Here is a 6000-nt window from a genome sequence, read left to right on the forward strand (position 1 = left end):
GATGTCGCTGCCTCAATGCAGGGTGTCCGCCGGCTCGCGAGAAAGCGGCCGGCGGGCCGGTAGCTGCGCGGACCGGCTGTCGGGCCGCGGGCACGGCACGGGCCTCCTCAGTCCCACGCGAGTTGCCCGTCGGCCCGACGGGGACGCGGCGGAGAAGGCACCGCTCCCGGATCAGACAACCGGGTCTCCAGCGCCGTCCTGCGCCACCGGACCTCCGTGTTGCCCAGAGCCCTCTCCACCGCCTTGCGGTGCCCGATGATCAGTACGGCCCGCTGGGCCCGGGTGACGGCGGTGTAGAGCAGGTTGCGCTGCAGGAGCAGTGACTGGGAGCACGTCATCGGGATGATGACGTACGGGTACTCGCTGCCCTGGGAGCGGTGAACGGTCATCGCATAGTTGTGCAGCAGTTCTTCCGCGACGTCGAGAAAGGGGTAGTCGATAGCTTCGTTGTCCGGCTCGAAGGTGACGGTCACCTCGCTGGTTTCCCTGTTGACGGCCGTGATGGTGCCGGTGGCACCGTTGAAGATGCCGTTCAGGCCTCGGCGCGGGCGGTTGCGGGTCTGCAGGACCCGGTCGCCGAGCCGGTAGATGCGGCCCTCCGCATGGTGTTCCGGTTTGTCCGGGTGGGCGGGGTTCAGTTCGGCCTGCAGGCGCAGGTTCAGGTCGGTGGCCCCGGCCGGGTGGCGTTTGCCGGGACACAGAACCTGCACCTCGTGCGGGTTGATTGCCAGCGCCTTGGGGATGCGGCGTGCGACGAGGTCGACCACCTCTTCCGCGAGGAGCCGGGCGTCGGTCGCCGGATTGTCGACCAGGTCAAGTCGGACCACGTTGGGGTGGGGCGCGGGCATCCGCCCGGCGAGGATGCAGTGCGCGGCATCGACGATGGCGCTGCTGCCGTCGAGCTGCCGGTAGACCTGGACCAGGCGGGTCCGGGGCACGGCAGCGACGGCCAGCAGGTCGCGCAGGACGCGGCCGGGTCCGACGCTGGGGAGCTGATCGATGTCGCCGACCAGGAGCAGGTGGCAGCCGGTGCGTACGGCACGGAAGAGCTTGGCGGCCAGTTGGACGTCCAGCATGGACGCTTCATCGACGATGACCATGTCGGCGGTGGTCAGCGGGCTTTCGTGGTCGAACAGGGAGTCGCCCTCGGGAGGGTGCAGCAGGCGGTGCACCGTCTGGGCCGGATGACCGGTGCTGTCCTCCAGGCGTTTGGCGGCCTTGCCGGTGGGGGCGGCCAGAGCGATGCTGGCCCCCTCGCCTTCGAGGATGTCGACCAGCGTGCGCAGCGTGTGGGTCTTGCCGCAGCCGGGGCCGCCGGTGAGGACGGACAGGGGAGACGTCAGTGCGGTCAGGACAGCCTGATGCTGCTCATCATTGAGGCCCGCGGTGGCGGCCGAGCGCAGGGAGCCGGCTTTCTCCTGCCAGTCCTGCCAGTCGGCCAGCCCGGATACCGCCTGCAGCTGACGCAAGACGTGCTGGGCAAGGGAGCATTCGTCATCGTGCAGCCGGATCAGGCTGACGATCTCGGTGTTCCGGCGTTCCGAGGCGCCCGGCGTCACAGGGAGGGGCAGGACTTCGCGGACGGCCTGGCGCTCGGCGACCAACGCCTCGAGGGCCTGCCCGAGCACGGCCGGATCGGTGATCTCGCAGGTGCGGGGGTCGTCATCGGCCAGCAGCTTCCTGGCTTTGGCCAGCAGGGCCAGCCGGGGGTGTAGCAGTGACCGCCACGGGCTTCGGTGTCGAGGATGTGGAGCAGCGCGGCTTGCAGGCGGGCCCCGTCGTGCTTGGGGACTCCGGCGGCCAGGGCGATCCGGTCGGCGGTGTCGAAGGCAATGCCGTGCACGTCGCGGATCAGCTGGTACGGGCGCTCGCGTACGACCTCGGCAGCATCTTCCTTGCTGTTCCTGTACGTCGAGTAGATCTTGATGGCCAGACCGGTGGAAATACCCAGACTGTGCAGCAACGTCATGAGTGCGGCAATGGCCTTCTGCGTCGCCCATGCCGCCACGATGATCGCGGTCCGGGTGTGCGCGATGCCGTGAATCTCCGCCAGCCGGTCGGGCTCTTCGTCGATGATGCGCAACGTGTCCTCGCCGAAACGGCCGACGATCGCTTCGGCCAGAGCCGGCCCGATGCCGCAGATCAACCCGGACGCCAGATACATCCGGATCGCCCGCACCGAAGCAGGTAGCGTGCGCCGGCATTCCTGAACCCGGAACTGCCTCCCGTAGCGTGGGTGCTCCTCCCACGTGCCGGTGAGCTCGACACTCTCACCAGGCTGCAGCGAAAACAGCGCTTTGCCCCTCGCAGTGACGTCCTGGCGCCGCCCATCGCTGGCCTGAGATGACAGGCGCAGCACGGTGTTCTCGTCGAAGGAGACGAACAGCAGGTGCTCAACGATCCCCTCGATCGTCGCGCTGGAATCAGAGGTGTTCACGGCTCTCCCGTGTTACCAGATGCAGTCGGCAGCCACACGGCAGCAAACTAGGTCGGAGAATTATCAACACGCTGAAACCATCATTGGTCCGCACAAACCTGGCTGCCGACAGACGTAGCACGACAAACAACCGTTGAGCCTCGCCCGTACGAGGGAGCACACCTTCCCTTTTATGCCGTCACCCGTGTGACAGGTATGGGAGGCGCTTCGCCACACATCTTCCGCCGAGGTGGCAATCAAGCTTTGCTCTCTGGGACTCCGCCTCTGCCTTCCAGAGAGCTGTGCCGCAGCAGGTGCTGGAACACAAGAGATCCGCTAGACACGGGCGGCCCACCCTCAGCGGAAGAAGACGCTCCTCCCCGAATCACCCACCCGGACAGAACATTCAGCGCTAGAACTACTCAGCCTCGTCGACCAGGCCGTACGGCACGTTGGCCCGGCCGTCCATGAGCGGCGCCCGTGCACTCCAGGCCGCGCTCAAACGCTGCTTCTGCGGCGTGTGGCGGCAGCCGTGTCAGGTTTCCCTCCACCAGCGCGCCCGCCTTACACCTCCGGGCGACCAGGATGCGCCTGTCCAGCCTCACCGACCCCGCCGACGCTGGATGGATGGGGGACACACACGCCACGCCGGTCTGCACCCACTGCAAAAAAACCGACAGTACGGTCCGCGAGCGTGGCAAGCCTTGGGGGGCACGCTGCGGCACCTGCTGGGAGGGGGACCAGAACCGGCTGGACAACTGGCAGGCCATCTCCGAGGGGGCAACCGCACCTCCGCCGCCGGCCCCGCCGCGCTGTTCGGAGTGCACTTTGCTCCAGGACCGGTATGAGACGTCCTACCGCCGGTGGGTGCTGCTGGAGCCACGGCTGCTGCTGCCCGCAGAGTCGGTTCCGCCGTGGAAACGCTGGTTCGTCCAGCCGGACGGAACCGCCGTGAATTCACAAGACCGGCCAGCGCAGCCGGGAGCGAAATGCCGGATCGCTCACCGGGTGGTGTGCCCATGCGGGCCGACACCGGCCGGAGAGGGCGTGCTGTTCACGGTGGTGCGGGAGGAAAACCGGCGCCGGGCAGATCGGGAGACCCCACCGGGGCAGCTACCCGGAACAGCGTGAGAAGCCCAGCAACCGCTCGCTGATCACCACCGCTGCCAGCCTCGGATGGAGGAAGGCCGCAGAAGGCGGCCCCTTGTGTTCTACGCGAACCCTGCACGATCTTTCTGGGAGGACACCGCCCTCGAGAAGATCGGTCTGTGACTCGGTATAACAACATCTCCGGGGGCAGCTTCTTGGCTCCCGTCGTTCAGGTCAAAGAGGTCCGCGGAAACATCCTGCTGCCGCCCGCCACGGTCATGGAACAGGCGGAGTACCAGGCATTTTTCCGCTGCACCCAGTCGTCGCGAGATGCACTCAGCGCTGGATGGTCAGCCAGGCCAGCCGATTCCATGGCGGCCAAGGTTCCGAGCGCAGTCGCCCATGTCGACGTCAGCGTTCTGGCACTGCAGAACGCTCTGGAACGACTCGCTCTGATCGCTCCCCACGGCGTCGGCCTAGCCTCCCTCGCTGTGGTCGAAGCGGTGCAGGATGCAGCTAATACCCAGTTCGCCCTCCACGTAGGCAACACTGGCTCGCTACAGCGGCTCTGGGACCTGGACTCCTCAGCAGCCTCTTTGCAGCAGGAGGCTGTCCACGAAGCACTTCGAGCTTTCGTTCTGGCCGTCCGGCACGCCTCAGGCCTCGTCCCGGACAAGGACCGACGAACATGAACTCACGTACCGCCCTCCAACACATGTTGGGTTTGTCCGCTGGCGGACACTCTCCGCGCGCCGCGCTCGGCGCTGGATCTCGCCGGTGGACTGGCCCAAGGACAGTGCACGACCTCCTTCGCGCCGCTCGAACCCCATGAGAACACCTCCTGACCCGCCCGTCACCGGGAGCGGAGCCCTGGCTCGTATCCGTAGGAAGGGACCGGTTCCACGGCACCGACTTGTCGCTCTGTCACGTCGGATAAAAAGGGCTTATCCGACGCCATGCGCCCCGTGGGCGCGGAATTGCCGCACCGGAGGACCATCCGCTCAAACCCGGAGGAAGCGCCGACCCGCCCCCGGACGCCGGCGGCTGAGAGCACACTGGCCACCGTCGACCGCGGGGTGCGCAGTCCGGAACAACGGGGCCGGGCAGCGTCCGCGGTTGGGACCGGACACTCAAGGCAATTCGCCCCCGGCTTCCTTGAGTTCTAGTGGTCGTCGCAACACCCCAGCTCAGGGGACGCGATGGACTTCGAGATCCGGAAGAACCGGGGGCCCGGGGGCGGGCGCCAACTGGCCCGCGAGCGGGCCGCATACTTCCTGCTCATGGAGCAGGGGTACAGCACTCGGGAAGCCGCCCGGATAGTCGGCATCAACCTGCGCACTGGCAAGCGGTGGCGCAACGGGTGGCACTCGCCGCCAGGCGGCCGGAAGGCAGTTCCTCCGATCTACCCGGTGCCGGGACAGGCCCCGGCGACGGGATCGGAGGAACTGCCTCCCGCGCCGTCGCGGTATCTCCAGGAGCACGACCGCATCCACATCGCCGACCGTCTCCGCGAGGGGGCCTCGATCCGGCAGATAGCCGTCGAGCTGGGCCGCAGCCCGTCCACCGTCAGTCGCGAAATACGCCGCAACCGGCACACTCTGCACAACGGCGGCTGGTACTACCGACCGAGCATCGCCCACAACAAGGCCAAGGCCCGCCGGTCCCGTCCGAAACCCGGAAAGATCGGCCAGAATTCCGAGCTGCGGGACTTCATCCAGGATCACCTCACGATGCGCTGGAGCCCCGAGCAGATCTGCCAAGTCCTGCGGGCACGTTTTCCCGACCGGCCGGAGATGCACGTGACCCACGAGACCGTTTACCAGGCCCTCTACGTCCAGGGCCGCGGAGAACTCCGCCGGGAACTGACCCGAGCGCTTCGCACCGGCCGGGCCCGCCGGCGCCCACACCGCCAGGCCCACAAGCGTGCCTCCCGCGCCATCAAGGACATGGTCCTGATCAGCGAACGCCCCGCCGAAGCCGCTGACCGGGCCGTCCCCGGACACTGGGAGGGCGATCTCATCATCGGCAAGGACGGCCGTTCCGCTATCGGCACCCTCGTCGAGCGGTCCACCCGCTACCTGATGCTCGTGCACCTGCCGGTCGGCCACAGCGCCATCGCCACCCGCAACGCGCTCGCCACGACCGTCCAGACCCTTCCACGGCACCTCTGGCGATCCCTGACCTGGGACCAGGGCTCGGAGATGGCCGCCCACCGGGCGTTCACCGTTGCCACCGACATCCCGGTCTACTTCTGCGACCCGGCCAGCCCCTGGCAACGCGGCTCCAACGAGAACACCAACGGCCTGCTGCGGCAGTACTTCCCCAGGGGCACCGACCTGGCCGTTCACACCCCCGGGGACCTGGCGGGCGTCGCCGCCGAGCTGAACAGCCGGCCACGCAAAACGCTCGGCTGGCAAACCCCAGCCGAGCGTCTCGCTAAGCTCCTGGCGACAGCCAGTTGACCTCTGTGTTGCAACGACCCCTGGAATTCGCCG

The 6000-nt window shown here is 67.5% G+C and carries 5 protein-coding genes; 3 read left to right on the plus strand and 2 right to left on the minus strand.

Going from position 1 to position 6000, the window contains the following annotated elements; translation table 11 throughout:
• Positions 1 to 107 precede the first annotated feature (107 nt).
• A complete protein-coding gene (locus tag ACEXOX_RS47610; protein WP_406526936.1) occupies positions 108 to 1628 on the minus strand; it encodes an ATP-dependent RecD-like DNA helicase in 1521 nt (506 codons plus the stop codon).
• Entirely contained in the window at positions 1556 to 2437 is an 882-nt protein-coding gene (locus ACEXOX_RS47615; protein ID WP_406526935.1) for a helix-hairpin-helix domain-containing protein, read from the minus strand. Before ACEXOX_RS47615 ends, ACEXOX_RS47610 begins: the two co-directional genes overlap by 73 nt.
• 606 nt (positions 2438 to 3043) lie before the next feature.
• Here ACEXOX_RS47615 and ACEXOX_RS47620 point away from each other — a divergent pair.
• The 3 genes from ACEXOX_RS47620 to ACEXOX_RS47630 all read left to right on the plus strand — a co-directional run bounded on the left by ACEXOX_RS47620 (position 3044) and on the right by ACEXOX_RS47630 (position 5967).
• A complete protein-coding gene (locus ACEXOX_RS47620) occupies positions 3044 to 3547 on the plus strand; it encodes a DUF6083 domain-containing protein (protein ID WP_406527179.1) in 504 nt (167 codons plus the stop codon).
• A gap of 137 nt (positions 3548 to 3684) precedes the next feature.
• Positions 3685 to 4197 (plus strand): hypothetical protein, encoded by a 513-nt coding sequence (locus ACEXOX_RS47625; protein ID WP_406526933.1) that lies wholly within the window; start codon positions 3685 to 3687, stop codon positions 4195 to 4197.
• A 507-nt stretch (positions 4198 to 4704) separates the two neighbouring features.
• Positions 4705 to 5967: an IS30 family transposase gene (locus tag ACEXOX_RS47630; RefSeq protein ID WP_406522186.1), complete on the plus strand. Its 1263-nt coding sequence runs from the start codon at positions 4705 to 4707 to the stop codon at positions 5965 to 5967.
• Positions 5968 to 6000 lie beyond the last annotated feature (33 nt).

The sequence above is a fragment of the Streptomyces sp. Ac-502 genome (assembly GCF_045222935.1).
Lineage (GTDB): Bacteria > Actinomycetota > Actinomycetes > Streptomycetales > Streptomycetaceae > Streptomyces > Streptomyces monomycini.